Below are 26,590 nucleotides of genomic sequence, written 5' to 3'. Positions count from 1 at the left end.
CCCCCTATTCGATCACGTCGCCGCGCAGGATGAACTTGGCATAGGCCACAGTCGACACAAAGCCGACCATTGCGAACAGCAGCGTGGTTTCAAAATACATCGCCGATCCCTGAAGGATGCCATACAGGATGATGATGGCGATGAAGTTGATGACCAGCGTATCCAGCGCCAGCACCCGGTCGGACACGCCCGGCGCATAGACGATGCGATAGCCGGTCAGCACCAGCCCCAGGCCAAAGCAGGCAAAGGCGAAATATAGCGCGGCAAGGATCATTCGAAAATCTCCTTCAGGCGGGCCTCATAGCGCGACTTGATGTCGGTGATGACCGAAGCGGGGTCGGGCGCGTGCAGGCAATGGATCAGCAGGCTGCGGCCATCCTCGGCCAAGTCGGCGGTGACGGTGCCGGGCGTCAGCGTAATGGTGCCGGCCAGCACGGTGATCGCCTCGGGGCTGCGCAGGTCCAGCGGCACGGTCACCCAGGCCGGGCGCAGGTCGCGGTTCGGGGTGAACAGCACGATGCGGGCCACCACGATATTCGACACCACGATGTCGTAAAGCACGATCAGCACATAGCTGACGATCGCCGGAATGTTGCGGATCCGCGCCCGGTCGGGCCAATAGGGCGCGGTCATCGCCGGGATGATCAGGCCAAGGATCAGGCCGAAGATCAGCGATTCCAGCGACAGCCGGTTGACCAGCATCAGCCAGGTCAGCGTCAACAGCAGCGTCAGAAAGGGATGAGGCAGCAGGCGTCGCAGCATGGTTTACCCCTGGTTCGTCAGCACGGCGGCGATGTAACCCGCCGGGTTGTGGATCTGGGTCGCGGTCTGGGCCAGCCAGTCGGTGACAGGGCCAGCGACGACGACCAGCACCGCCAGGGCCGCCAGCAGCGCGATCACTGCGCCGAAGGCCGTCGCCGGGCTGGTCGGCTGATGCAGGGCCGGGCGCGGCGCAGGCAGGCCCTCGGCCGGCACCGCATGGGCGCGCCAGAACACATCCGACCCGGCCGAGGCCATGCCGTAGATCGCCATCAGCGAGGTCACCAGCACCACCACCCAGATCCAGACCCACCACGGGTTCGCAAGGCTGGCCTGAAGGATCATCAGCTTGCCGATAAAGCCCGGCATCGGCGGCATCCCGGCCATCGCGATGGCGGCGGCAAAGAACAGCGCCGCGATCAGACCGTTCTGCGCGATCGGCGGCGCGGGCACCCGCCAAAGGCCCGTGGCCCCACGCCGCGCCGCGACCAGATCGATGACCAGGAATAGCGCCGCCCCGGCCAGCGTCGAATGGATCAGATAATACAGCCCCGCCATCGTCGCCGCCGGGCTGAACTGCGCCACGGCGATCATCAGCGTGCCGACCGACCCGATGATCGCAAAGGCGGTCATACGGCCCAGATGGCGGCTGCCCAGCACGCCGGTCATGCCGACCGCCAGCGTCACCAGGGCGGCGGGCAGCAGCACCTCGGCCACGGCGGGTCCGGCCACGCTGTCGGGCGCAAAAATCATCGTGTAGAAGCGCAGGATCGCATAGACCCCCACCTTGGTCATGATCGAGAACAGCGCCGCCACCGGCGCGGGCGCGTGGCCATAGGTCACCGGCTGCCACATATGCACCGGCACCAGTGCCGCCTTGACCGCAAAGACCAGCAGCAACAGCAGCGCCGCCACCCGGATCAGCGCGTCATCGCCGGGCGGCAATTGCGCGACCTTGACCGCAAGATCGGCCATGTTCAGCGTGCCGGTGATCGCATAGATCGTGCCAAGCGCGACCAGAAACAGCGCCGATCCGATCAGGTTGTAGGTCACATATTGCACCGAGGCGCGCAGCCGCTTTTCGCCGCCGCCATGCGCCATCAGGCCATAGCTGGCGATCAACAGGATCTCGAAGAACACGAACAGGTTGAAGGCGTCGCCGGTCAGGAACGCACCGCAGATGCCCATCAGCTGAAACTGCCACAGCGAATGGAAATGCCAGCCGCGCCGATCCCAGCCCGAGGCGATGGCATAGACCTGCACCGCCACCGCCAGCCATGCCGTCAGCGCCACCATCAGCGCCGACAGCCGGTCCAGCACCAGCACGATGCCAAACGGCGCGGGCCAGTTACCCAGGCGGTAGACCTCGATCACATTGTCGGATGCCATCACCAGCAGCGCGACCGAGATCAGCGCAAGCGCAATGGTCCCCGCCAGCGAAAACACCCGTTGCAGCACGATGTCGTGGCGCATGAACAGCACGATCAGCGGCGCCAGCAACGCGGGCAGAACGACAGGGGCAATGATCCAATGGTTCACGGCTGGTCCTTTCGGGCGACTTCGGGTGCGCCAAGCGCGGTCTGATCGGGGTCGGTTTCATCGCGCGCGCCGCGATCGGCGGGGGCGCGGGGCGGGGCGGGCGCGACCGGATCGGGCATGTCGATGCGGTCGTCGCCCCCCTCCAGAAACGCGCCAAGCGCCATCATCACCACCACGGCGGTCATGCCGAAGGCGATCACGATGGCGGTCAGCACCAACGCCTGTGGCAGCGGGTCGGCATAGCCGGGCGCCGCCGGGTCCAGGATCGCCGGGCGGTTGATGACCAGACGCCCGCTGGCGAACAGGAAGATGTTGATCGCGTAGCTCAGCAGCAGCGTGCCCAGGATCACGGCAAAGCTGCGCAGCCGCAGGATCAGATAGACGGCGGCTGCGGTCAGCGTGCCGATGGCAATGGCGACAAGGGCCTCCATCATTCGCCTCCTTTGATCTGGGCCGCGCGCGGGGCCGACGGGTCGATGTCCATGGGTTCGGTATTCACCGTCTCGCCCGCCCGCCGCGCGATCCGCGACAGCGAGGCAAGCGACAGCATCACCGCCCCCACCACGGTCAGGAACACGCCCAGGTCAAAGGCCATGGCCGTCGCCAGTTCGAACTTTTCCAGCGGCGGAATGCGGAAATAGCCGAAGGCCGAGGTCAGGAACGGCCGATCCGCCAGCCAGGCCCCCACGCCGGTCAGCGCCGCGATCACCACGCCGCTGCCGATCAGCGCGTGATAGACGATGCGCTGCCGCTCCTGCGCCCAGGCAAAGCCCGAGGCCATGTATTGCATCAAAAGCGCGATGGCGACGACCAGACCGGCGATGAAGCCGCCGCCCGGCTGGTTGTGGCCGCGCAGGAAGATATAGGCGCCGACCATCACCGCGATCGGCATCATCACCCGCGTCGCCACCACCAGCATCATCGGGTGGCGGTCGCCCGCGCGGGCCTGATCATGCACCCAATTGGCCAGCTTGCGGCCCGATGCGCCAGACAGCAGCGTCTCGGTCAGGGCGAAGATCGCCATGCCGGCGATGCCCAGCACGATGATCTCGCCAAAGGTATCATAGCCGCGGAAGTCGACCAGGATGACGTTCACGACGTTGGTGCCGCCGCCCCCGGTATAGCTGTTGGCCAGGTGGAAATCGGAAATCGACGGAAAGGCAAAGTCGCGGCGCAGCAGTGCATAGGCCAGCCCGCCGATGCCCAGACCCGCGACCACCGCGATCACGCCATCGGCGGCGCGCTTGACGGCACTGCTTTCCACCTGCGTGACCTTGGGCAGAAAGTTCAGCGCCAGCAGCATCAGCACCACCGTCACCACCTCGACCGTCAACTGGGTCAGCGCCAGGTCAGGGGCCGACAGATAGACGAACCCGACCGAGACGATCAGCCCGACGATGCCGACCAGCACCAGGGACAGCAGGCGATAGCGATGGAAGGCCAGCGTGCACAACGTGCCGACCATCAGCAGCACCCAGCCGATGAAGGGCAGCGGGTCGACCGCCAGCAGGGGCCGCGTCGGCGGGGCCAGCACGCCCCCGGCAAAGGCCAGTGCGCCCGCGCCGACCGTCGCCACGGTGAACACCGCCAACGCGCGCGACATCGACCCGTTGTGAACGCCATCGGTCACCGCCCGCGCGGCGCGCGACAGCGCCCCGGTCAGCGCATCGAAGATCGCCTTCGCCTCGGGGCGGGGCATGGCATCCCAGGCCGCTTGCAGGCCGCGATGCAGGCCCAGCAGGATCACCCCGCCGATCACCGCGATGATCGACAGCATCAGCGGCAGGTTGACGCCGTGCCACAGCTTCAGCTTGGCCTCGATCACCTGGCCGGTGACGGCACTGGCTGAGGCATTGACCAGCGGCCCGGCAATCGTCATCGGCATCAGCCCAATGGCGATGACCAGCACCACCAGAACGGCGGGCGACAGCCACAGGCCCAGGCCCGGATCATGCGGCGCCTTGGGGTAATCGTCGCGCTGCGGCCCCAGGAAGGGCTGCACGATCAGCCGCGCCGAATACCCGACCGAGAAAAGCGCCCCGACCGTGGCCAGCACATAGAACAGCCAGTCCGGGCCGAACCAACCGGTCGTGTGGACGGCTTCCTCAAGCATCATTTCCTTGGACAGGAAACCGTTCAGCGGCGGAATGCCCGCCATCGACAGCGCCGCGATCGTGACCAGGGTGAAGGTGATCGGCATCAGCCCCGCCAGACCGCCCAGGCGGCGAACCGACCGGGTGCCGGTCTCATGATCGACGATGCCCGCGCCCATGAACAGCGCCGCCTTGAAGGTCGCGTGGTTGATGATGTGGAACACGGCAGCGGTCGCGGCGGCGGGCGTGCCCAGGCCCAGCAGCATGGTGATCAGGCCCAGGTGCGAGACGGTCGAGAACGCCAGGATCGCCTTGAGGTCGTCCTTGAAAAAGGCAATCGTCGCGCCCAGCACCATGGTGATCAGGCCGGTGGTGGCCACAATCCAGAACCATTCCGGCGTGCCCGCCAGCACCGGCCACAGCCGCGCCATCAGGAACAGACCGGCTTTCACCATCGTGGCGGAATGCAGATAGGCGCTGACCGGCGTTGGCGCGGCCATGGCATGCGGCAACCAGAAGTGGAACGGAAACTGCGCCGATTTGGTAAAGGCCCCGATCAGGATCAGGATCAGCGCCGGCAGGTAATACGGGCTGGCCTGGATCGCGTCGCGCGCACCCAGAATCCCCGAGATTTCATAGGTGCCCGCGATCTGGCCCAGGATCAGCATCCCCCCGATCATCGCCAGCCCGCCCATGCCGGTGACGGCAAGCGCCATCCGCGCGCCCTGACGCCCCTCGGGCAGGTGCTTCCAATAGCCGATCAGAAGGAAGGACGACAGCGATGTCAGTTCCCAGAAAATCAGCAACATCAGGATGTTGTCGGACAGGACGATGCCCACCATCGCGCCCTGGAACAGCATCAGATAGGTGTAGAACTGACCCGCCGGGTCGGTCTTGTAGAGGTAATAGCGCGCATAGATGATGATCAGCAGGCCGATCCCCAGGATCAGCAGCGCAAATAGCATTCCCAGCCCGTCGATGCGGAAGCTGGCGTTCAGGCCCAGTTGCGGGATCCAGCTGAAGCCGGTCTCGACCACGCCGCCAGCCATCACGGTGGGGGCATGCAGCATCAGGCCGATCAGCGCCAGCAGGGTGGCGCTGCCAGCGGCAAGGGCGGCGGCATCGCGTCCGGCCCGCACCATCAGGCCGGGCAACAGCGCGCCGATGAACGGCAGGGCAGCGATCAGGGCAGGCGACATGGGGCCTCATCCGGGGAAAATCTGCGACAGTTCCCCGTAACTTGTTCACAGCCGCCGGGCTGTCAACCCATCACGCGCGCGTGAAAAGGCAGCATTTCTGACGTTTCCGTCAGATTTCGCCTATTTGTCGCCGTCCCAGCCCGAAATGGCCTTGCTGTCGGTGAACTCCTCGATGCCCCAATGGCCGCCTTCGCGCGCCCGCCCGGATGCCTTGACGCCGCCGAAAAAGGCCCCCGCGCCCCGGCTTTCGCCGTTCATTTCCACCATGCCCGACCGCAGCAGGCGGGCAATGCGGTTGCGGCGCGCGCCGTCCTGGCTTTGGACGTAATTCGTCAGCCCATAGGGGGTGTCGTTGGCGATGGCGACGGCTTCATCCTCGCTGTCGAAGGGCATGATCGACAGCACCGGGCCGAAGATTTCCTGCCGGGCGATGTCCATGTCGGGGGTGACATCGGCAAAGACGGTGGGGCGGACGAAATAGCCGCGATTGACGCCCTCGGGCAGGCCAGGACCACCGGCGACAAGCCGCGCGCCCTGGTCGATGCCCTTCTGGATCATCTCCTGGATCTTGTCCCATTGCTGCTTGCTGACCACCGGGCCGATGTGGCGGCCGGGCTGGTGGGCACTGGCCACGCCGGTCTTTTCCGCGACCTCGCGCGCCGTATCGACCGCGCGGTCATAGGCGCTGCGTTCGACCAGCATCCGGGTGGGGGCGTTGCACGACTGGCCGCTGTTATAGAAACAATGCCGCGCGCCACGCACCACCGCCTTGTCATCGGCATCGGCGAAAATCAGGTTCGCCCCCTTGCCGCCCAGTTCGAGCGCGACCTTCTTCAGGCTGTCGGCGGCGGCCTTGGTGATGGCGATCCCGGCGCGGGTCGATCCGGTGAAGCTGACCATATCGACGTCGGGATGGGTGGAAAGCTGCGTGCCCACCCCCGCACCATCGCCATGCACCATGTTGAACACCCCTTTGGGGCAACCGGCCTCATCCACGATTTCGGCGAACAGATGCGACGACAGCGGCGCGATTTCGGACGGTTTCAGCACCGAGGTGCAGCCCGCCAGCATCGCCGGGATCACCTTTAGCGTGACCTGGTTCATCGGCCAGTTCCAGGGCGTGATCAGCGCCACCACGCCCACCGGTTCCTGCGCGATGCGGGTGTTCGGGGCCTGCGGGCCAAGCGGGCGGATGAACTGGAAGTCGTCAAAGGCGGTCAGGAAATTGCTGATATGCGAGATCCCGGCATCGACCTGATCGCCCAGCGACATGTCTTGCGGCGCGCCCATTTCCAGGGTGATCATCCGCGCCATCTCGGCGGCGCGGCGCTTGTAGATCGCCAGGATGCGTTCCACCAACGCGCGGCGTTCGTCCCGGTCAGAGGCCGCCCAGCCCGACAGCGCAGCCTTGGCGGCGGCGACGGCGGCATCGGTATCGGCCTGATCCCCGATCGAGATCACCGCGACCTCCTCCTCGGTCGAGGGGTCGATGACAGCCAGGTCGCGGGCCTTGGCCGGATCGACCCACTGGCCGTTGATGTAGAATTGGCGTGCGTCGATCATGTCGGTCATCGGATATCCCCTTCGGCTGCGTGCCTGTGCGCCTGCCATGGTGGCACCGCCCCCGCCAGCGCGCAACCCGCCCGGCATGGCGCATTGCCCGCCCCGCGCGGCAGCCTGCCGATCGGCGGCGTCCGATAGCGGCAGATCGCCCAATCCGGCCTGCGGTAAAGGTCGTGCCGCGGTGCGGCGCGGGTTTCATCGCGGCGCGTCCGCGCCTATATCAACAGCGTCCGAAACCCAAGGAAGGAGCAAGCCCATGGGCCTTCGCATCAACGACATCGCCCCCGATTTTACCGCCGAAACCAGCGACGGCACCGTTCGCTTTCACGACTTCATCGGCGATAGCTATGCCGTGCTGTTCAGCCACCCCAAGGATTTCACCCCCGTCTGCACGACCGAGTTCGGCGCCGTGTCGAAGCTGGTGCCCGAGTTCGCCCGCCGCAACACCAAGGTGATCGGCATTTCGGTGGACAGCGCCGAGGACCACCGCAAGTGGAAATCCGACATCGAGGGTTTCGCCGGCGCCAAGGCCGATTTCCCGATCATCGACGACACCAGCCTGGCGGTCTCCAAGGCCTATGACATGCTGCCCGCCGATGCCTATCTGCCGGATGGCCGCACCCCCGCCGACAGCGCGACCGTGCGCGCCACCTTCATCATCGGGCCGGACAAGAAGATCCGCCTGATGCTGATCTATCCGATGACCGTCGGCCGCAATTTCGATGAGATCCTGCGCTGCCTTGACGCCATCCAGGCCACCGACCGCGAAGAAATCGCCACCCCTGCCGACTGGCGCCCCGGCGATGACGTGATCGTCCGCACCTCGTGCCCGACCGACAAGGCGCAGGAAAAATACGGCGATCTGAAGGTCGTCTATCCCTATCTGCGCTTTGCCAAGGATCCGGTCAGCAAGTAACGCCTGACCCGGCCCGCATCCCGCCATCGGCGCGGGGTGCGGGTTCAATAGCCGTCGGGTTCGGGCGGCTCGATCGGGGGCTTGCGGGCGATGGCCTCGGCCTCCCAGCGTTTGGCCTCGGTCAGGAAGGAATAGATGCCGCCAGTCGCGGCATGGATGAACCCCGCCCAGCCACAGCGCCACAGGCCATGGCCGAAATACCAGCGGCCAAAGAACACGATGGGGCTGAACACCATTTTCCAGGGCCGCGCGGCAATGCCGCGTTCGCGCTTCATCTGCGCCTTCAGCGACGAATATTTGTTCTTCTTGCCGATTTCCTCGGCCAGCGGGATCGGGCGGAAATGCAGCAGCCCGCCCTCGGGCGCCTTGCGCACCGTGCCGTCGATGGCGATCCCCTCATGCACGCGGTCGGTCGGGTCAAAGCGCCCCGTGCCACGGCGGAACAGCCGGTTGTGGTGGCGTTCGTGCGCGCGCGGCGGCACATAGCCATAGCCGTTCAGATAGTCATAGCGCGTGACCCGCCAGCCATCGACGCCGTCGGTCTGGATCATCGCGGGCAGCGCCGCCGTCAGCCGCGCGCTGACCCGTTCGTCGCTGTCGACCGAAAAGCACCAGTCCTGCGTGCATTGATCCAGCGCGAACTGCTTTTGCGCGCCGTATCCGCGCCAGGCCTCATGAAACAGCCGGATCGGCATGCCTTCGTCGATCAGCCCCTGCACGATGGCGACGGTTCGGTCGGTTGAACCGGAATCGACCACCACGATGTCGGCGCACATCGACAGGCTGCGCAGGCAGGATTCGATCACCGCCTCTTCGTCCTGGCAGATGATGAAGGCAGAGATGGGCAGTCGCATCGGACCCTCCTGTTCGTGGCGGTGCGGCTTTGGCACCAAGCTAACCCCGGCCGATCAGCGCCCGCAACCAGTTGCGCAGCCGCTTGGGCCAGGGGGGCGTCGCGGGTTGTGACATGCTGTCAAAGCCGCCCAGATGCTCGCAGGCCGATGGCATCAGGAAGGCAACGAACCGGCCCTGACGGCGCAGGTGCCGCGAGAGGTGGCGCTCCTTGCGAAACGCCGAAAAGCCACCCGCCTGGCGCACCAGATCGGCATGAAACAGCGAGGGGTTGAAGGTGAAGCCGAACCACTGGCTGTGCTGGTGATCGACACGGGCATATTGCACGCCGTCGCGCGTTTCGGTGCGGATGTCGCGCGGGTTGACGTCGCGGGCGCTGAAATCCCCCAGATCGCGCAGGCAGACCTGGCTGATCAGCGGATTGGCGGCCAGCAGGGCGCGGGCATCCGGCAGGAAGTCGGTCTGCCAGAAATGCCAGTCATCCTCGCAATGCAGGATGAACCGGGTGTCGACATCGGCCAGCAGCCGGTCCATCGCGCCATGGTGGCCGCGCCGGATGCCATCACAGATCAGCCGGCCATCGGGACAGGCGCGGCGGAAGACATCGTTGGTCTCCTCATCGCCAAAGTCGTTGATCGCCAGCACCGGCAGCAGCGCCGTCAGCGGCCACAGCCCTTCAAGCGTATAGGCCAGCGCATCGGGACGGCGGCCGATGGTCAGGGTCAGCGTGATATCCTTCATCGGCCCCCCTTTGGCGCCGCGATAGAAAAAGGCCCCGGCGAACCGGGGCCATCTTCAATGTGATCGGGATCAGCCCTCGGCCGATTCCTCTTTCTTTTCAGCGACGATTTCCTCGCCGGTTTCCTGGTCGACCATCTTCATGCCCAGGCGAACCTTGCCGCGGTCGTCAAAGCCCAGCAGCTTGACCTTGACCTCTTGGCCTTCCTTCAGGATCTCGTTCGGATGGGTCAGGCGCTTGTTGGCGATCTGGCTGACGTGAACCAGACCGTCGCGCTTGCCGAAGAAGTTCACGAAGGCGCCGAAATCGACCAGCTTCACGACCTTGCCGGTGTAGACCTTGCCCTCTTCGGGTTCGGCCACGATCGAATAGATCATGTCGTAGGCCTTTTTGATCGCCTCGCCATTGGCGGATGCGATCTTGATCGTGCCATCGTCCTGGATATCGACCTTGGCGCCCGAGGTTTCCACGATCTCGCGGATGACCTTGCCGCCCGAGCCGATCACTTCGCGGATCTTGTCGGTCGGGATCTGCATGGTCTCGATGCGCGGGGCATGGGCGCTGAACTCGGTCCGGCCAGCGGACAGGGCCTTGTTCATCTCGCCCAGGATGTGCATCCGGCCGTCCTTGGCCTGGGCCAGGGCCTGCTCCATGATCGCCGGGGTGATGCCGGCCACCTTGATGTCCATTTGCAGGCTGGTGATGCCCTTTTCGGTGCCGGCGACCTTGAAGTCCATGTCGCCCAGGTGGTCTTCGTCACCCAGGATGTCGGTCAGCACCGCCCATTTGCCGTCTTCTTCCAGGATCAGACCCATGGCGACACCGGCGACCGGCGATTTCAGCGGCACGCCCGCATCCATCATCGACAGCGAGCTGCCGCAGACGGTGGCCATCGACGACGAGCCGTTGGATTCCGTGATCTCGGACACGACGCGGATCGTATAGGGGAAGTCGGTCGGCGCCGGCAGCACGGCTTGCAGCGCGCGCCAGGCCAGCTTGCCATGGCCGATTTCGCGGCGGCCGGGCGGGCCGAAGCGGCCAACCTCACCGACCGAATAGGGCGGGAAGTTGTAATGCAGCAGGAAGTTGGCGCGATAGTTGGCGTGCAGCGCGTCGATGATCTGTTCGTCATCGCCGGTGCCCAAAGTGGTCACGCACAGGGCCTGAGTCTCGCCACGGGTGAACAGCGACGAGCCATGGGTGCGCGGCAGGATGCCGACTTCCGACACGATCGGGCGCACGGTGGTCTTGTCGCGGCCATCGATGCGGGCGCCGCCGTTGATGATGTCGCCGCGCAGGATGCCCGATTCCAGCTTTTTCAGCGCCGAGCCCAGGTTGGCATTGACCAGCTCATCCTCGGACAGGCCAGCCTTGATCGCGGCCTTGGCGGCCTCGACAGCGTTGTGGCGGTCCTGCTTGTCGCGGATCGCATAGGCGGCGCGCATGTTCGCCTCGCCCAGCGATTTCACCTTGGCATACAGCGCCGAGTAATCCGCCGGGGTAAAGTCGAACGGCTCCTTGGCGGCGGCTTCGGCCAGGTCGATGATCAGGTCGATCACCGGCTGCATGGCCTCATGGCCGAACTTGACCGCGCCCAGCATCTCGGCCTCGGTCAGCTCATAGGCTTCGGATTCGACCATCATCACGGCGTCCTTGGTGCCGGCGACGACCAGATCCAGGCGCTGTTCGGGGTTCATGCGCAGGTTGTCCATGTCGCTGACCTCGGGGTTCAGCACATAGGCACCATTGGCATAGCCGACGCGCGCGGCGCCGATCGGACCCATGAACGGCACGCCCGAAATGGTCAGCGCCGCCGAGGCCGCGATCATCGCCACGATGTCGGGATCGTTGACCAGATCGTGCGACAAGACGGTGCAGATCGCCAGCACTTCATTCTTGAAGCCGGGCACGAACAGCGGGCGGATCGGACGGTCGATCAGGCGCGAAACCAGCGTTTCCTTTTCGGAAGGGCGGCCTTCACGCTTGAAGAAGCCGCCCGGGATCTTGCCGGCGGCATAGGTCTTTTCCTGATAATGGACGGTCAGCGGAAAGAAGTCCTGGCCGGGCTTCTGTTCGCGGGCGAAGGTCACGTTGGCCATGACGCTGGTCTCGCCCAGGGTGGCGATGACGCTGCCGTCGGCCTGACGCGCAACCTTGCCGGTTTCCAGGGTCAGCGTTTCTTCGCCCCACTGGATCGATTTCTTGGTGACATTGAACATGTGGTGTCGGTTCCTCTGACGGGTTCCGGCCCCTGCCGGTCCCGCGTTTGCATGGCGGCCCCATTGCCGCCGCCCCCTATCCTTTGCATGCGGCGGGGGGCGCGCCTCACGTCACAGATTGGCGGGGCATACAGGAAAACCGGCCTTGGGGGAAGGGGGTTGCGCGCCCGCCCGACGCGCGACCGGCGCCCCCTTACGCCTGTGACAAAACCGACCATTTCATGTGGCGGCTGTGTTTTCGCTTGGCCTGACGCGCGGCCTGCGCCAATTTTGCAAGCGCAGCAAAATGGGGAAACATGCCATGACCGGCATCGATGAAAAGCTAGAACCGATCCTGACGGAAGTGACCCGTCGCAACGCGGGCGAGCCCGAGTTCCACCAGGCCGTTCACGAGGTTCTGGAAAGCCTCGGCCGGGTGGTGGCCAAGCATCCGCATTACCTTGAGATGGCGTTGATCGAACGCATCTGCGAACCCGAACGCCAGATCATCTTCCGCGTGCCGTGGGTGGATGACCAGGGCCGGGTGCAGATCAACCGCGGCTTCCGGGTCCAGTTCAACAGCGCGCTTGGCCCCTACAAGGGCGGCATCCGCTTTCACCCCTCGGTGAATGTCGGCATCATCAAGTTTCTGGGGTTCGAGCAGACGTTCAAGAACGCGTTGACCGGGATGCCGATCGGCGGCGGCAAGGGTGGGTCGGATTTCGACCCCAAGGGCCGGTCCGATGGCGAAATCATGCGCTTTTGCCAGTCGTTCATGACCGAACTGCACCGCCATATCGGGGAATATACCGATGTTCCGGCGGGCGACATCGGCGTGGGCGGGCGCGAGATCGGCTTCATGTTCGGCCAATACAAGCGCCTGACCAACCGGTATGAGGCCGGGGTGATCACCGGCAAGGCGCTCAGCTATGGCGGCTCGCGCGCGCGGACCGAGGCGACGGGCTATGGCAATACCTATTTCGTGCAGGCCATGCTGGGAACCCGTGGCACCAGCCTTGACGGCAAAAGGGTGGTGGTGTCGGGGTCCGGCAACGTCGCCATCTATACCGTCGAAAAGGTGCAAGAGTTCGGCGGCACGGTTGTCGCCATGTCGGATTCGGGCGGCTATATCGTCGATGACAACGGCATCGACCTTGATCTGGTGAAAGAGATCAAGAACGTCCGCCGCGAACGCATCAGCGAATACGCCAAGCGTCGCGGCGAGGGCGCGCATTTCATCGCGGCGGGCAAGGGCAGCATCTGGGATGTGGCCTGCGATGTCGCCATGCCGTCGGCCACCCAGAACGAGCTGTCGGGCAAGGATGCCGCGCGGCTGATCGGCAACGGCTGCATCGCCGTGGGCGAGGGCGCCAACATGCCCTGCACCCCCGAGGCGATCCGCGCCTTTCAGCAGGCCGGGGTGCTGTTTGCGCCCGGCAAGGCCGCGAATGCCGGTGGGGTGGCGACATCGGCGCTGGAGATGCAGCAGAACGCCAGCCGCGACAGCTGGAGCTTTGAGCAGACCGAGGCCCGGCTGGCCGCGATCATGCGCAACATCCACGACACCTGCCATGAAACCGCCGATGAATATGGCGCGCCCGGCGATTATGTCATCGGCGCGAACATCGCGGGTTTCGTGCGCGTGGCCGATGCAATGACCATGCTGGGCGTGATCTGAGTGGGGGCGGCGGCACATGTGCCGCCGTCCGCCCTCCCGCATCAGGCGAGGGTCAGCACCACCTTGCCCTTGGCCCGCCCGGTCTCAAGATAGGCCAGCGCGGCCGGCGCCTGATCCAGCGGAAAGGTCCGGTCGATGATCACCCGCAGCGTGCCGTCGTCGATCAGCCGGGCCAGCAGCGCCAGCCCCTTGGCATCGGGGCGCATGAACAGATAGCGATACCCGACACCAGCGCGCCGGGCTGCGGCGCGAACCCCAAGGCTGGCCAGCCAGAACAGCGCCGCCAGCCCCCGACGACCGCCCAGATCCTGCAGGGCGGTCTGCGGCTCGGGCATGTCGGCGACCGAGACCACCCGGCCACCCGGCTTCACCACCCGGAACATCTGCCGCAATGTGTCGCCGCCGATCAGGTCAAACCCCGCATCGAAATCACGCGGATGCGCGTCGATGCGGTCGGTCGTATAGTCGATGACGGCATCCGCCCCCAGATCGCGCACCAGCCCCGCCCCGCGCGCCGAGGCGGTGGTCGTCACATGCGCGCCCAGCCATTTGGCGATCTGGATGGCAAAGCCACCCACACCGCCCGCCCCGCCCGAGATCAGCACCCGCTGCCCCGGTTGCAACGCCAGCACATCACGCAGCGCCTGCAACGCGGTCAGCCCGGCCAAGGGCACCGCAGCCGCCGTGACCGCATCGACCGATACCGGGGCATGGGCCAGAATATCGGCGCCGACCAGGGCGCGCTCGGCAAAGGCGCCGCCGCCGTCCTTTGCCAGCCGCGCGAAAACGCGGTCGCCCGGCGCAAACCTGTCAACGCCCGTGCCCACGGCCAGCACCCGGCCCGCGATTTCATTGCCCAGAACGATGGGCAGCGCAGGCCGCATGATCGGGCGCAGATCGCCGTTGCGGAACTTGAAATCGACCGGGTTCAGGCCCGCCGCTTCGATCGCCACCAGCACCTTGCCCGGCCCGGGCGATGGCGGATCGGCGACTTCGGTCACCTGCGACCCGCTGGCATCTCCGTATCTCTGCATCACATAGGCGCGCATCGCGATCCCCCTTTGGCCGGTGTTCAGATACATCTGGGCCAGAGAACGGCCACCGCAACCCCCAGAACGCAAAACGCCCGGTCCTGCGACCGGGCGTTTCATCTGGCATTGGCTGCGGCCTTAGCGGCGCAGGCCCAGCTTGCCGATCAGGGCGGTATAGCGGCCTTCGTCCTTGGCCTTCAGATAGTCCAGCAGCTTGCGGCGCTGCGCGACCATCATCAGCAGACCACGGCGCGAGTGGTTGTCTTTCTTGTGCGACTTGAAATGCTCGGTCAGGGTCGCGATGCGCGACGACAGGATGGCAACCTGCACTTCGGGCGAACCGGTGTCGCCGGCTTTGGTGCCGTATTCCTTGATGACGCGGGCTTTGTCTTCGGCGGTGATCGACATCGGGATCTCCTGTGTTAGGGGTTCGGGCCAAGCCGGGATGTCGTCCAGCAGGGTCCATGGAAACCGCCAGCCAAAGGCCAGCGGATGCGCGCGGATAGACGGAATCGTGCGGCAAGGCAAGGGTTATCGGCAGATCACACCGTCAGCCTTTGAAGCTGGATGGCGTCGGCGGTCAGGCCGCTGTCGGCCTTGACCTGCGCCACGGCCACGCCGTCGATGACGATATGCAGATGGGCGCCGTCGTCGTCCGGTTGCACCGCAACCTGCGGGGTCTGACCATCGGGCCCGGGAACATAGCCGATGACGATCTGATCTTGCGCGGGGTCGTAGTCGGCCAGCCGGGTGATGCTGCCGTCCAGCGTGCTGACCTCGGTCAGGCCGGGGTTCAGCAGAAAGCGGTCGGCACCCTCGTTGCCCTCGGCATGATCGCCTGCGCCGACAACGATCACATCGTCATCCTTGCCACCATTGACGTAATCCAGACCGTCATCGCCCGGCGCGGACGCGGACTGGGTATCGCTGCCCGACAGGGTGTCGGCGCCTTCGCCGCCCATCACCTCATCCCGGCCATGGCCGCCCAGGATCAGGTCGGCGCCTTCATTGCCGAACAGCGAATCCATGCCGTCGCCGCCCAGCACCGTGTCATGGCCGTCGCCGCCATAGGCAAGGTCATGGCCCGCGCCCGCCTCCAGGCTGTCATCGCCAAAGTGACCCGCCAGCGAGTCGTTGCCGGCCCCGCCCAGGATCGTGTCATTGCCGCCGATCCCGTGCAGCCAATCGCCATCCGCGCCCCCCTCGATCAGGTCGTCGCCTTCGCCGCCGAACATGTCGTCGCGCCCGGCATGGCCGCGCAGGGTGTCATCGCCGCTGCCGCCGTTCATCTGGTCGTCCCTGGCGGTGCCGTCCAGAAATTCGCCCAGGGGGGTGCCGGGGATGATGTCGCCGCTTGGCGAATCGTCGCCATCACCGGTGCCGTCATCGACCGGCAGGTCATCGGCATCGGTGCCGCTGGTCACATCCAGCGACAGGCCCGCCATCATCAGCGCCAGAAACCCGGTTATCAGGAACATGATCGCACCCCTTCACTGGCACAACCATGCCACGAACCGGGTGGTGTTACGAAACGGAAAGTAAAGCTGTGGTTAATCGGGCAGTTGAAACAGCCGATCAGGCGCGAAATCGCCGCCTTGCCAGCGTCCCAGCCCAACCGGACGGCCCGCGGCACTGGCCCAGCACGCCGCGCCCCAGTCCAGCGCCTGCACCGGAATGCCCGGCGCGGGGTTGCCGTTGCGCACGCGGATCGCCGATTCGGGCGGCAGGCGCACCTCGGGCAGGTCGGTCAGCGCGGCCTCAAGCGGCAGGATGCGGTCGTCCAGACTGCCCGCGAGCGCACCGTCGATCTGCGCAAAGGGCACCGCATCGGCCAGATCGAACGGCCCCGACCAGATCCGCCGCAGCGTCACCACATGGCCTAGGCAGCCCAACTTGCGCCCCAGATCTCGGGCAATGGCGCGCACGTAGCCGCCCTTGCCGCAGACCAGCCGCAGCACCGCCGTATCGACATCAGGCGTGTCGATCAGCGTCAGCTCACCCACCCACAGATCGCGCGGGGCCAGATCCATCGCCACGCCCTCGCGCGCCAGGTCATAGGCGCGTTCGCCATCGACCTTGACCGCCGAGACCTGCGGCGGCACCTGCTGGATCAGCCCGCAAAACCCCGGCAGCGCGGCGATGATCTGCCCCGCATCGGGCCGCAGGTCCGAGGTCACGGTGACCGCGCCCGAGGCATCGTCGCTGGTCGTCTCGGCCCCCCAGCGGACCTGAAAATCATAGGCCTTCAGCGCGTCGGTCAGCACCGCGACGGTCTTGGTCGCCTCGCCCAGCGCGACGGCCAGAATGCCGGTCGCATCGGGATCCAGCGTGCCGGCATGGCCCGCCTTGGTCGCGTCAAAGGCGCGGCGCACGGCGCTGACCACGGTGGTCGACCCGATGCCCGCGGGCTTGTCCACCACCACCCAGCCGGAAATCGCGCGGCCCTTTTTCCTGCGTGCCATCTGTCACCCCATTCGCAAGCCGCCGGGGCTATCGCGGCGGCCCGGCACGGTCAACCCTTGGGCGCGACCACGCCGATGATCGGGCCCATCGCCCGGCCCAGATCCGCCCGGCCCACCGAGGGCGCATAGAGGCGCGAAATCGAGCCGTCGAAATACAGCGCATTCGGCACGTCCAGCCCGTCGCGGAACAGCCGGGCAAAGTCGTGGAACGTTACCGGCCGGTTCGAGATGGCGAAATAGGCGGTCTGCCCGTCGCGCGACACGCCCACGCCGTTGCGGATATAGCGCGACCGCGAATCGGGCAGGAAACGCGGGTGCAGATCGCCGTCGATCACCAGCATCGGCCCGGACTGGCTGGCAAAGCGGCAATCGGGCGGGGCCTTGGCAAAAGCGCGGCTTTCGATCACCGCAAACCGGTCGGTCACGCAAAAGACGCCGTTCGGGCGCATCCCGAAATTGCCGGGACCGGACGCGGTGACGATCGGCGCAATCTGGCGCCCGTTTTCGATATGCAGGCCGACCGGGCTGCGATCCAGATGATACATCCCGGCGTTCATCGCAAAGACCAGCCGTTCGCCCGCAGGAAGGGCCTCGGCAACGGCGCTGAACTGACCATAGGGATGGCCATTGCCGTCGCGCAACCATAGCCGCAGATCGGCGCCCGCCCGCACCGTGCAGACCACCGCGCCGATGCCGTCATGATCGAAGGGCGCGCAGACCGTATCGCTGGCGCTGACCGGCCCGGCCAGCAGCGCCAGCCCGGCCCCGGCGATCAGCCCCAGCCTGCGCTTAATTCGCGCGGCGGTCGTCATCGTCCTGATCCTGGTCGTCGTCCCCGGCCAGATCGCGCTGCACCCGGTCATCGGCGAACATCCGGCGGGTGTCGTCCAGCCGGTCGAAGGTCTCGTCGATCTGGAACCGCAGTTCGGGCGCGAATTTCAGCGCCATCCCCTTGGCAACCAGATGGCGCAGCTCACCCTTGTTGCGGCGCAGCGCGGCCAGGGCCTCATCGGCGTGACCGCCGCCCAGCGGCAACACATAGGCCGTCGCCACCTTGAGGTCGGGCGAGGTCCGCACCTCGCCCACGGTGATCGAGTGGCGATTCAGGTCGGGGTCATGCACGTCGCCACGCAGCAGGACTTCGGACAGACGGTGGCGGATCAGCTCGCCCACGCGAAGCTGCCGCTGCGACGGGCCACGCCCGGTATTGAAACGATTGGTTGCCATGGCCCAGATGTAGGGGATTGCGCCCTGCGCCGCAACGCGCGATCACCGCACAAAAGCGACAAGGATGGGCGTGATGGTGGACAAACCCGGAATCGTGGTGACCGGCGTATCGGGGCGCATGGGCCGGATGCTGGTGCAACAGATCACGGCCAGCGATCAGGCCCGGCTGGTGGGCGCGCTGGAACGCCCCGGCCATGACTGGATCGGGCAGGATCTGGGGGTTGCCATGGGCGGCGCGGCCAATGGCGTGATCGTCAGTGATGACGCGGTAGAGACTTTTGCCCGCGCACAGGCGGTGATCGACTTCACCGCCCCCGCCGCCACGGTCGAGTTCGCCACACTGGCCGCGCAGGCCCGCGCCGTGCACGTAATCGGCACCACCGGCCTTGAGCCCGTGCATCTGGCACATCTGAAGGCCTGCGCCCGCCACGCCGTCATCATCCGCGCCGGCAACATGAGCCTGGGCGTCAACCTGCTGGTCGGCTTGACGCGCAAGGTTGCCGCCGCGCTTGGCACCGATTGGGACATCGAGGTGGTCGAGGCCCACCACCGTCACAAGGTCGACGCCCCATCCGGCACCGCGCTGATGCTGGGCCAGGCCGCAGCCGAGGGGCGCGGCGCCGATCTGGACAGCCTGCGCACCCCCGCGCGTGAGGGGATCACCGGCGCGCGCACGCCCGGAAGCATCGGCTTTGCCGCGATCCGGGGCGGCGATGTGGTGGGCGAACATGACGTCATCTTTGCCGCCGATGGCGAAAGGGTGGTGCTGCGCCACCTGGCCACCGACCGCGCGATCTTTGCGCGCGGCGCGCTGCGGGCGGCGATCTGGGGCCAGAACCGCGACCCCGGCGAATATGACATGGCCGACGTGCTGGGGCTGTGACGCCCTAAAAGTCGATGGCGATGCCTTTTTTCTCCCAGTCGCCGAAGCGCACGGCCTCGGGGCCTTGGTCGCGGCCACCCAGTTCGGGGGGCAGGTCCAGCGGCGCAGCGGCAGCGCGACGGGCGTCGGCCTCGGCCAGGGCGCGCTGCGCGGCGGCAGGCAGGGCGGCGCGGCGCGCGGCCTCATCGCGGTCAGGGGTGGCGGGATCAATCGTGGTGTCGTCGCTCATGCCGCCATGCTACAGGCAGCGGCAGATGACAGCAAGGCAGGCCGATGACCGATACCCCGCATGACACCGCACACGACCCCGCGCGCGAGGCCGCCTTTCGCCTGATCCGGGGGGTGACATCCGAGGGGCGGAGCCTTGGCGATCAGGCGGGCGATCTGGCCGGGCTGCCCCCAGACCAGCGCGCCCGCGCCGGCCGGCTGGCGGCGCAGACGCTGCGCCATGCCGCCCGGGCCGACGCGCTGCTGGCACCGCTTTTGCGCCGGTCGCCGCCCGATGCGGTGCGCGATGCACTGCGGCTGGCGGTGGTCGAGATGGCCGCCGAAGCCGCCCCGCCCCATGCAGTCGTCAATGATGCCGTGGCACGCGCGCGGCGGCTGGGGGCGTCCTTTGCCGGGCTGACCAATGCCGTGCTGCGCAAGGTCGACCTGGCCTCCTGGGACGCCCTGCCGCCAGCGACGCTGCCCGCCTGGCTGCGCACGCCGCTGGTCAAGCACTGGGGAAAGGGCGTCGCTGCGGCGATCGAGGCCGCGCATCTGATCCCCGCCCCGATCGACCTGACGCCCCGGTCAGGCGACGCGACGGCCTTGGCCGAACAGGTCGGGGGCACCGCGCTGCCGACCGGATCGGTGCGCCTGCCTGCGGGCACGCAGGTCACCGCGCTGCCCGGCTATGCCACGGGTGACTGGTGGGTGCAGGATGCCGCCGCCGCGCTGCCCGCGCGGCTGCTGGCCGCCCAGCCGGGCGAGGCCGTGGCCGACCTGTGCGCCGCGCCGGGTGGCAAGACCTTGCAACTGGCCGCCCACGGCGCCCGGGTCACGGCGCTAGACCTGTCACCCAGCCGGGCCGAGCGGATCAGCCAGAACCTGACCCGCTGCAACCTGACCGCGGAGGTGGTGATCGGTGACGCGCTGGACTGGCGGCCCGCACAACCACTGGATGCCGTTCTGCTGGACGCGCCCTGTTCAGCCACCGGCACCATCCGCCGCCACCCCGACCTGCCCTTCCTGCGCGACGGCGCGGCGATCCCGCAGATCGTCGCCCTGCAAGCCCGGCTGATCGACGCGGCGCTTGCCATGCTGCGACCCGGCGGGCGGCTGGTCTATGCCGTCTGCTCGCTTCACCCGGCCGAGGGCGAGGGCCAGATCGCCGCCGCTCTGACCCGCCACCCCGACCTGCGCCTCCTGCCCGCCGATCTGCCCGGCACCGAAGCCTTCCGCGCACCCGATGGCAGCCTGCGCACCCGGCCCGACCTATGGGCCGACCGGGGCGGCATCGACGGCTTCTATATCGCGGCGCTGACGCGGGATTGAGGCTGCGGATGAGTATTTGGACAAAGCGGAAGATGCCATTTCCTCTTTGCCCAAATACTCACCCCCGCGGTGCCGCCGCGCGCCGCAGCCGGTCATTGATCGCCAGTCCCAGCCCGTGATCGGGGATCGGGGCGACGGCGATGGGGCGGGTGCTGGCATCGGCGCGGTGCAGGGCGGCGAACAGGGCGCTTGCGGCCTCGGCCAAATCGCCCGTGAGTGACAGATTGTCATCGCCCGCGACCGCACCGAAGCCGATCAGCCACTCGCCCGGCTGCGCCGTGATCGCGTTCAGCCGAACCCTGGCTGCGGGGGCGTAATGGCTGTCCATCATGCCGGGCGCGGCGATGTCCGGGCCATCGGGCGCGGCCAGCGGCTGTCCCAGACAGGCGGCGATGGCCTCGGGCGGGATGCCGCCGGGGCGTAGCAGGCGCGGCGGGGTGCCGGGGGCCAGGATCGTCGATTCCAGCCCCACCGGGCTGCCGCCGCCATCCAGGATCGCGGCGATCCGGCCATCAAGCCCCGCGGCCACATGCGCCGCGCGGGTGGGGCTGATCCGGCCCGAAGGGTTGGCCGAAGGCGCCGCCACCGGCCCGTCGAAGGCCGCCAGCAGCGCCTGCGCCACCGGGTGCGCGGGCATCCGCAGCCCGACCGTCGCCAGCCCCGCCGTCACCAGATCCGACAGCCCCGCGCCCGGCCGCAGCGGCAGCACCAGCGTCAGCGCGCCGGGCCAGAAGGCCGCCGCCAGACGCTCCGCCTGATCGTCGAACACCGCCAGCCGCAGCGCCTGATCCAGGCTGGCGACATGCACGATCAGCGGGTTGAAGCTGGGCCGGTCCTTGGCCGCATAGATCCCCGCGACAGCGCGGGAATCACGCGCATCCGCGCCCAGCCCGTACACCGTCTCGGTCGGAAAGGCGACGCACAGCCCCTGCCCCAGCAGCTGCGCCGCCCGCGCGATGCCCGCCGCATCCGCAGTCAGGTGTTCGGTCTGAAAGGCTTTTTCCGGCATCGGCATCTCGGTGATCGGCTGACGCAGCGTAGGGGTTGCCGCGTCAAGGCCTTTGCGGTCAGGATGGCTGCCATGGGCATAGACAAGTGCGCCGGTTTTGCAAGGCGAAGCAGGAGGAACCATGACCTTTCGCGCCCCCGTCGCGGACATCCGCTTTATCCTGGATCGCGTTGTGCCGCTGGCCCCGGTCGCCGCGACCGACCGCTTTGCCGAAGCCACCCCCGACACGGTTGAGGCGATCCTGACCGAGGCCGGGCGGCTGTGCGATCAGGTGATCGCGCCGCTGAACCGGGGGTCGGACCTGAACCCCTCGCGGCTTGAAAACGGGGTGGTGCGGTCCTCGCCCGGCTTTGTCGATGCCTTCCGCCAGATCGCCGAAGGCGGCTGGGTGGGGCTGGCGACCGATCCCGAATATGGCGGCTCGGGCCTGCCGCAGGCGCTGAACATGGCCGTGAACGAGATGATGGCCGGGGCCTGCCTGGCGCTGGAGCTGAACCCGCTCTTGACCCAGGGCCAGATCGAGGCGCTGGAACATCACGCCAGCGACGAGCAGAAGGCGCTGTATATCCCCAAGCTGGCCTCGGGCGAGTGGTCGGGGACGATGAACCTGACCGAACCGGGCGCGGGGTCGGATGTCGGCGCACTGCGCACCAAGGCCGAACCGAAGGGCGACGGCACCTTTGCGATCACCGGGCAGAAGATCTTCATCACCTGGGGCGACAATGATTGTGTCGAAAACGTCAGCCACCTGGTGCTGGCGCGGCTGCCCGATGCCCCCGCCGGCACGCGCGGCATCAGCCTGTTTTTGGTGCCGAAGCTGATCCCCGATGCGAATGGCAAGCCGGGCCAGGCCAACAGCCTGAAGGTCGTCAGCCTGGAACACAAGCTGGGCATCCACGGCAGCCCGACCTGCGTGATGTCCTATGACGGCGCGACCGGCTGGATGGTGGGCGAGCCGAACAAGGGCATGGCGGCGATGTTCACGATGATGAACAACGCCCGGCTGGCGGTCGGGATGCAGGGCATCGGCGTGGCCGAGGCCGCCACGCAAAAGGCCGCCGCCTATGCCGCCGAGCGGGTGCAGATGGGCGCCATCATCAACCATGCCGATGTGCGCCGGATGCTGGCCACGATGCGCGCCGAGGTCTTTGCCGCCCGCGCCATCGCCTTGTCCTGCGCCGTCGCGCTGGACATGGGTCGCGCCACCGGCGACGACGACTGGGCCGCCCGCGCCGCGCTGCTGACGCCGATCGCCAAGGCCTATGGCACCGATGTGGGTTGCCGCGTCTCGGAAACCGGGGTGCAGGTCCACGGCGGCATGGGCTATATCGAGGAAACCGGCGCCGCCCAATTCTACCGCGACGCCCGCATCACTCCGATCTATGAGGGCACGAACGGCATTCAGGCGATGGACCTGGTCGGCCGCAAGATGATGGACGGGGGCGAGGCCGCCTTCCGCCTGATCCAGGAGGTTCAGGACTATGCGGCCCGCGTCCGTCACGATGGCGGCGATCTGGCGGGTCTGGCGACCGATGTCTGGAACGCCGCCGAAAACCTGCGCGAGGCGACGGAAGCCTTGGCGGCGCAGGATCTGACCGGCCGTTTCGCAGGTGCGGTGCCCTATCTGGATGCCTTTGCCCGCGTTCTGGGCGCGCATTACCACTTGCGCGCCGCCGTGGCCGAGGGTGCCAGCGGCGACCGCACCGCCTTGGCGCGCGTCTATGTGAAACGGCTGCTGCCGCGTCATGCCGCTTCGCTGGCCGAGGCCCGGCTGGGCGAGGGCGATCTTTACGCCGTCTCGGACGCGGCCTTTGCCGGATAGCGGGCGCGATGTGACCGGCGCGATCCGCTTTCCGCATGAGACCCCGCCGGATGAGGGCGCGGCGATCGAAGTCGCGCCCGGCGTGCTGTGGCTGCGCCTGCCGCTGCCGATGACGCTGGACCATGTGAATTGCTATGCACTGGATGACACCCGTCATGGCGGCACCGGCTGGACGCTGATCGACACCGGCATGGACACGCGCCGCAGCCGCGCGATCTGGGAACGGCTGCTGGCCGGGCCGCTGGCGGGCAAGCCGGTCGCGCGGGTGGTGCTGACCCATTACCACCCCGATCATGTCGGCCTTGCCGGTTGGTTCCAGACGCGCGGGGCCGAGCTGTGGACCAGCCGCACCAGTTGGCTGTTCGCCCGGATGCTGGTGCTGGACCCACAAGACCGCCCCGCGCCCGAGACGCTGGCCTTTTGGCGGCAGGCCGGGATGGACCCGGACCTGCTGGCCCGCCGCGCCGCGGAACGGCCCTTCAACTTTGCCGATTGCGTGCATCCGCTGCCCTTGGGTTTTCACCGCATCGACGAAGGCCAGGTGATCCGCATGGGCGGGCGCGATTGGGATGTGGTCTTTGGCCACGGCCATGCCCCCGATCACGCAGTTTTCTTCAGCCGCGACGACGATCTGGTGATCGGCGGCGACCAGCTTTTGCCCGGCATTTCCGCCAATCTGGGCGTCTATGCGACCGAGCCTGACGCCGATCCGGTCGGCGACTGGCTGGACAGTTGCGCGCGCCTGTCCAGCCGCGCCCGCATCGATCATCTGGTGCTGCCCGGCCACAAGCTGCCCTTCACCGGCCTGCCGCTGCGGCTGCGCCAGATGCGCGCCAATCACCATGCCGCGCTGGATCGGCTGGCGGCACATCTTGCCCGGCCCGGCACCGCCGTTTCGGGTTTTGGCGCGCTGTTCAAACGCCCCATCGGTGAGGGGGAGTATGGCCTCGCCCTGGTCGAGGCCGTGGGCCATGTCAACCGCCTGCGGCGTGAAGGGCGTATCCGCCCCGCCGGGCTGGACGACCACGGCGGGCAGTTGTGGCAGGCCGTCTAGGCCGCGCGCCAAAGTGGAAAGGCCGGGTGTGCGGCCCGGCCTTGTCGCGGAACTTTGGTGAAGTATCCTGATCTTACATGTGATAGGCGCTTTCACCATGCGACGAAAGGTCTAGCCCCTGGCGTTCGGCATCGGCATCGACCCGCAGGCCGATGGTCGCGTCGATCAGCTTGAACAGCACCAGCGACACCAGACCCGACCAGATCACGGTCACGCCCACGCCCATGGCCTGCACGACGAACTGGCTGGCGATGCTGAAATCCGCCGCGCCGGTGCCGCCCAGGCTGGGGGCGGTGAACACCGCCGTGCCAAGCGCGCCGATGATGCCGCCGACGCCGTGAATGCCGAACACATCCAGACTGTCGTCATAGCCGAAGACCTGCTTGACGCGCGTCACGAACAGATAGCACCCGCCCGAGGCCAACGCCCCCAGCACGATCGCCCCCATCGGCCCGACCGTGCCCGCCGCCGGCGTCACCGCGACCAGCCCGGCCACCAGCCCCGAGGCCGCACCCAAGAGCGAGGCCTTGCCGCGCGCCGCCCATTCGATCACCACCCAGGCCAGGATCGCCCCCGCCGTAGCGGTCAGCGTGTTGATCATCGCCAAAGCGGCGGTCGGGTTCGCCTCAAGCGCGGAACCGGCGTTGAAGCCGAACCAGCCCACCCACAGGATCGCCGCACCGACCAGCGTCAGCGTCATCGAATGCGGCGCCATCATGTCGCGGCCATAGCCGATGCGCGGGCCGATGACGATGGCCCCGACCAGGGCCGCGATACCCGCGTTGATATGCACCACCGTGCCGCCCGCGAAATCCAGCGCGCCCCAGCCGTAGATCAGCCCCGAGGCATCCCAGACCATATGCGCCACCGGGAAATAGACGATGCTGACCCAGGCCGCGATGAACAGCATCAGCGCCGAAAACCGGATGCGTTCGGCAAAGCCACCGATGATCAGCGCGGCGGTGATCGCGGCGAAGGTCATCTGAAAGGCGATGAACAGATATTCGGGCAGCACGACGCCCTCGGTAAAGGTCGCGGCCACGCTGTCGGGGGTGACGCCGGCCAGAAACGCCTTGGACAGCCCGCCCCAGAAGGCCCCGGTGCCGCCGCCAAAGGCCACCGAATAGCCATAGGCAACCCACAGGATCATCACCAAGGCGGTGATCGTGGTGGTCTGCATCAGCACCGACAGCATGTTCTTGGCCCGCACCAGACCGCCATAGAACAGCGCCACCCCCGGCAGGATCATGAACAGGACCAGCAGTGTCGAGGTCATCATCCAGGCCACATCGCCCTTGTCCATCACCGGGGCAACCTCTTGCGCCCACAGCGCGCCGGGGGCGGTCAACGCCGCCAGCAGCGGCGGCAATTTGCGAATGCGTGTCATCATCTTGATCCCCTTTTGCACGCGCTTAAAGCGCATCATCCCCGACCTCGCCGGTGCGCACGCGCATGGCCTGGTCGACATCCAGAACGAAAATCTTGCCGTCGCCGATCTTGCCGGTGCGGGCGGTGGTGGCGATGGCCTGCACGGTGGCCTCGACCTCGGCATCGGGCACCACCACCTCGATGCGCATCTTGGGCACGAAGCTGACCGCATATTCGGCGCCGCGATACACTTCGGTATGGCCGGACTGGGTGCCAAAGCCCTTGATCTCGGTCACCATCATGCCGCGAACGCCGATCCCGGTCAGCGCCTCGCGAACATCCTCCAGCTTGAACGGCTTGATCGCCGCGATGATCAGTTTCACCTGCACCTCCTGTGGGTTGCCTGGTGCCAGACTTGGCCCGCCGCACCGCAGCGCCAAGCCGGGCCGCGATTTTCGCGGCAGCGCGGCACGAAACGGTCATCCGATGGGCGGTCACAGCGCCGGATGCCGCATTTTCGGGCAGGGTAAGAACTGCGTGTTCCGCCGCGTGATCGCGACAAGATTCTTCGCATTGCCCCGGAATGGCTGTATGGTCGCCCCCCAAAGGGCCGGGACAGGTCCGACGGATCGCAGGTTCAGGCAAGGATGCCGCGCAGG

25 protein-coding genes are annotated in these 26,590 nt (G+C 67.1%); 6 read left to right on the top strand and 19 right to left on the bottom strand.

Going from position 1 to position 26,590, the window contains the following annotated elements; all coding sequences use genetic code 11:
- Nucleotides 1-4: 4 nt before the first annotated feature.
- The 6 genes from ACEYYA_RS05475 to ACEYYA_RS05450 form a co-directional block, all read right to left on the bottom strand.
- On the bottom strand, nt 5-274 hold the full coding sequence (locus ACEYYA_RS05475; RefSeq protein WP_374798410.1) for a K+/H+ antiporter subunit F: 270 nt from the start codon (nt 272-274) through the stop codon (nt 5-7).
- Nucleotides 271-762 (bottom strand): Na+/H+ antiporter subunit E, encoded by a 492-nt coding sequence (locus ACEYYA_RS05470; RefSeq protein WP_374798408.1) that lies wholly within the window; start codon nt 760-762, stop codon nt 271-273. Before ACEYYA_RS05470 ends, ACEYYA_RS05475 begins: the two co-directional genes overlap by 4 nt.
- A 3-nt stretch (nt 763-765) precedes the next feature.
- Entirely contained in the window at nt 766-2,298 is a 1,533-nt protein-coding gene (locus ACEYYA_RS05465) for a monovalent cation/H+ antiporter subunit D (RefSeq protein ID WP_374798406.1), read from the bottom strand.
- The gene (locus ACEYYA_RS05460; RefSeq protein ID WP_374798632.1) at nt 2,295-2,729 is read right to left on the bottom strand and encodes a Na+/H+ antiporter subunit C; all 435 of its coding nucleotides are present in this window, start codon (nt 2,727-2,729) and stop codon (nt 2,295-2,297) included. Before ACEYYA_RS05460 ends, ACEYYA_RS05465 begins: the two co-directional genes overlap by 4 nt.
- The gene (locus ACEYYA_RS05455; RefSeq protein WP_374798404.1) at nt 2,729-5,590 is read right to left on the bottom strand and encodes a monovalent cation/H+ antiporter subunit A; all 2,862 of its coding nucleotides are present in this window, start codon (nt 5,588-5,590) and stop codon (nt 2,729-2,731) included. The genes ACEYYA_RS05460 and ACEYYA_RS05455 overlap by 1 nt, the downstream gene beginning before the upstream one ends.
- A gap of 120 nt (nt 5,591-5,710) precedes the next feature.
- Nucleotides 5,711-7,153: an aldehyde dehydrogenase family protein gene (locus ACEYYA_RS05450; protein WP_374798630.1), complete on the bottom strand. Its 1,443-nt coding sequence runs from the start codon at nt 7,151-7,153 to the stop codon at nt 5,711-5,713.
- Between the two features lie 256 nt (nt 7,154-7,409).
- Between ACEYYA_RS05450 and ACEYYA_RS05445 the strand changes: the two genes are divergently transcribed.
- Nucleotides 7,410-8,069: a peroxiredoxin gene (locus ACEYYA_RS05445; RefSeq protein WP_374798402.1), complete on the top strand. Its 660-nt coding sequence runs from the start codon at nt 7,410-7,412 to the stop codon at nt 8,067-8,069.
- A 44-nt stretch (nt 8,070-8,113) separates the two neighbouring features.
- Here the strand turns inward: ACEYYA_RS05445 and ACEYYA_RS05440 are convergent, their stop codons facing one another.
- The 3 genes from ACEYYA_RS05440 to pnp all read right to left on the bottom strand — a co-directional run bounded on the left by ACEYYA_RS05440 (nt 8,114) and on the right by pnp (nt 11,879).
- Complete coding sequence (locus tag ACEYYA_RS05440) at nt 8,114-8,923, bottom strand: glycosyltransferase family 2 protein (protein WP_374798400.1); 810 nt, start codon at nt 8,921-8,923, stop codon at nt 8,114-8,116.
- Nucleotides 8,924-8,963: 40 nt separating this feature from the next.
- Nucleotides 8,964-9,662, bottom strand: a complete 699-nt coding sequence (locus tag ACEYYA_RS05435) for a hypothetical protein (protein WP_374798398.1) — start codon at nt 9,660-9,662, stop codon at nt 8,964-8,966.
- 69 nt (nt 9,663-9,731) lie between these two features.
- Entirely contained in the window at nt 9,732-11,879 is a 2,148-nt protein-coding gene (pnp, locus tag ACEYYA_RS05430) for a polyribonucleotide nucleotidyltransferase (RefSeq protein ID WP_374798396.1), read from the bottom strand.
- A gap of 301 nt (nt 11,880-12,180) precedes the next feature.
- Between pnp and gdhA the strand changes: the two genes are divergently transcribed.
- Nucleotides 12,181-13,536: an NADP-specific glutamate dehydrogenase gene (gene gdhA / locus ACEYYA_RS05425; RefSeq protein ID WP_374798394.1), complete on the top strand. Its 1,356-nt coding sequence runs from the start codon at nt 12,181-12,183 to the stop codon at nt 13,534-13,536.
- 41 nt (nt 13,537-13,577) lie between these two features.
- On the opposite strand, the gene ACEYYA_RS05420 is transcribed toward gdhA, so the two are convergent.
- The 6 genes from ACEYYA_RS05420 to rbfA form a co-directional block, all read right to left on the bottom strand.
- A complete protein-coding gene (locus ACEYYA_RS05420) occupies nt 13,578-14,585 on the bottom strand; it encodes an NADP-dependent oxidoreductase (protein ID WP_374798392.1) in 1,008 nt (335 codons plus the stop codon).
- A gap of 120 nt (nt 14,586-14,705) precedes the next feature.
- A complete protein-coding gene (gene rpsO / locus ACEYYA_RS05415) occupies nt 14,706-14,975 on the bottom strand; it encodes a 30S ribosomal protein S15 (RefSeq protein WP_374798390.1) in 270 nt (89 codons plus the stop codon).
- 134 nt (nt 14,976-15,109) lie between these two features.
- Nucleotides 15,110-16,045: a calcium-binding protein gene (locus tag ACEYYA_RS05410; protein WP_374798388.1), complete on the bottom strand. Its 936-nt coding sequence runs from the start codon at nt 16,043-16,045 to the stop codon at nt 15,110-15,112.
- A gap of 72 nt (nt 16,046-16,117) precedes the next feature.
- Nucleotides 16,118-17,029 (bottom strand): tRNA pseudouridine(55) synthase TruB, encoded by a 912-nt coding sequence (gene truB, locus ACEYYA_RS05405; protein WP_374798386.1) that lies wholly within the window; start codon nt 17,027-17,029, stop codon nt 16,118-16,120.
- Between the two features lie 50 nt (nt 17,030-17,079).
- Nucleotides 17,080-17,841, bottom strand: a complete 762-nt coding sequence (locus ACEYYA_RS05400) for a phosphodiester glycosidase family protein (protein ID WP_374798384.1) — start codon at nt 17,839-17,841, stop codon at nt 17,080-17,082.
- Complete coding sequence (rbfA, locus tag ACEYYA_RS05395; protein ID WP_374798382.1) at nt 17,819-18,256, bottom strand: 30S ribosome-binding factor RbfA; 438 nt, start codon at nt 18,254-18,256, stop codon at nt 17,819-17,821. Before rbfA ends, ACEYYA_RS05400 begins: the two co-directional genes overlap by 23 nt.
- Nucleotides 18,257-18,329: 73 nt before the next feature.
- On the opposite strand from rbfA, the gene dapB reads away from it, so the two are divergent.
- Nucleotides 18,330-19,139, top strand: coding sequence for a 4-hydroxy-tetrahydrodipicolinate reductase (gene dapB, locus ACEYYA_RS05390; RefSeq protein WP_374798380.1), 810 nt, complete (start codon nt 18,330-18,332; stop codon nt 19,137-19,139).
- A gap of 4 nt (nt 19,140-19,143) precedes the next feature.
- Here the strand turns inward: dapB and ACEYYA_RS05385 are convergent, their stop codons facing one another.
- Nucleotides 19,144-19,368: a DUF1674 domain-containing protein gene (locus ACEYYA_RS05385; protein WP_374798378.1), complete on the bottom strand. Its 225-nt coding sequence runs from the start codon at nt 19,366-19,368 to the stop codon at nt 19,144-19,146.
- Between the two features lie 44 nt (nt 19,369-19,412).
- On the opposite strand from ACEYYA_RS05385, the gene ACEYYA_RS05380 reads away from it, so the two are divergent.
- Nucleotides 19,413-20,678: an RsmB/NOP family class I SAM-dependent RNA methyltransferase gene (locus ACEYYA_RS05380; protein ID WP_374798376.1), complete on the top strand. Its 1,266-nt coding sequence runs from the start codon at nt 19,413-19,415 to the stop codon at nt 20,676-20,678.
- 58 nt (nt 20,679-20,736) lie between these two features.
- Here the strand turns inward: ACEYYA_RS05380 and ACEYYA_RS05375 are convergent, their stop codons facing one another.
- Nucleotides 20,737-21,687, bottom strand: coding sequence for an L-threonylcarbamoyladenylate synthase (locus ACEYYA_RS05375; protein ID WP_374798628.1), 951 nt, complete (start codon nt 21,685-21,687; stop codon nt 20,737-20,739).
- Between the two features lie 121 nt (nt 21,688-21,808).
- On the opposite strand from ACEYYA_RS05375, the gene ACEYYA_RS05370 reads away from it, so the two are divergent.
- Both ACEYYA_RS05370 and ACEYYA_RS05365 read left to right on the top strand, forming a co-directional pair.
- A complete protein-coding gene (locus ACEYYA_RS05370) occupies nt 21,809-23,509 on the top strand; it encodes an acyl-CoA dehydrogenase (RefSeq protein ID WP_374798374.1) in 1,701 nt (566 codons plus the stop codon).
- A gap of 10 nt (nt 23,510-23,519) precedes the next feature.
- Nucleotides 23,520-24,563, top strand: coding sequence for an MBL fold metallo-hydrolase (locus ACEYYA_RS05365; protein ID WP_374798372.1), 1,044 nt, complete (start codon nt 23,520-23,522; stop codon nt 24,561-24,563).
- Nucleotides 24,564-24,636: 73 nt separating this feature from the next.
- Here the strand turns inward: ACEYYA_RS05365 and ACEYYA_RS05360 are convergent, their stop codons facing one another.
- Nucleotides 24,637-25,959, bottom strand: coding sequence for an ammonium transporter (locus tag ACEYYA_RS05360; protein ID WP_374798626.1), 1,323 nt, complete (start codon nt 25,957-25,959; stop codon nt 24,637-24,639).
- A gap of 16 nt (nt 25,960-25,975) precedes the next feature.
- Nucleotides 25,976-26,314, bottom strand: a complete 339-nt coding sequence (locus tag ACEYYA_RS05355; protein WP_374798370.1) for a P-II family nitrogen regulator — start codon at nt 26,312-26,314, stop codon at nt 25,976-25,978.
- Between the last annotated feature and the right edge of the window lie 276 nt (nt 26,315-26,590).

Source organism: Paracoccus zhouxuedongae, assembly GCF_041927815.1.
Lineage (GTDB): Bacteria > Pseudomonadota > Alphaproteobacteria > Rhodobacterales > Rhodobacteraceae > Paracoccus.
Note: the sequence above shows the minus strand (reverse complement) of the source record. Positions and strands in the feature narration are given on the sequence as shown.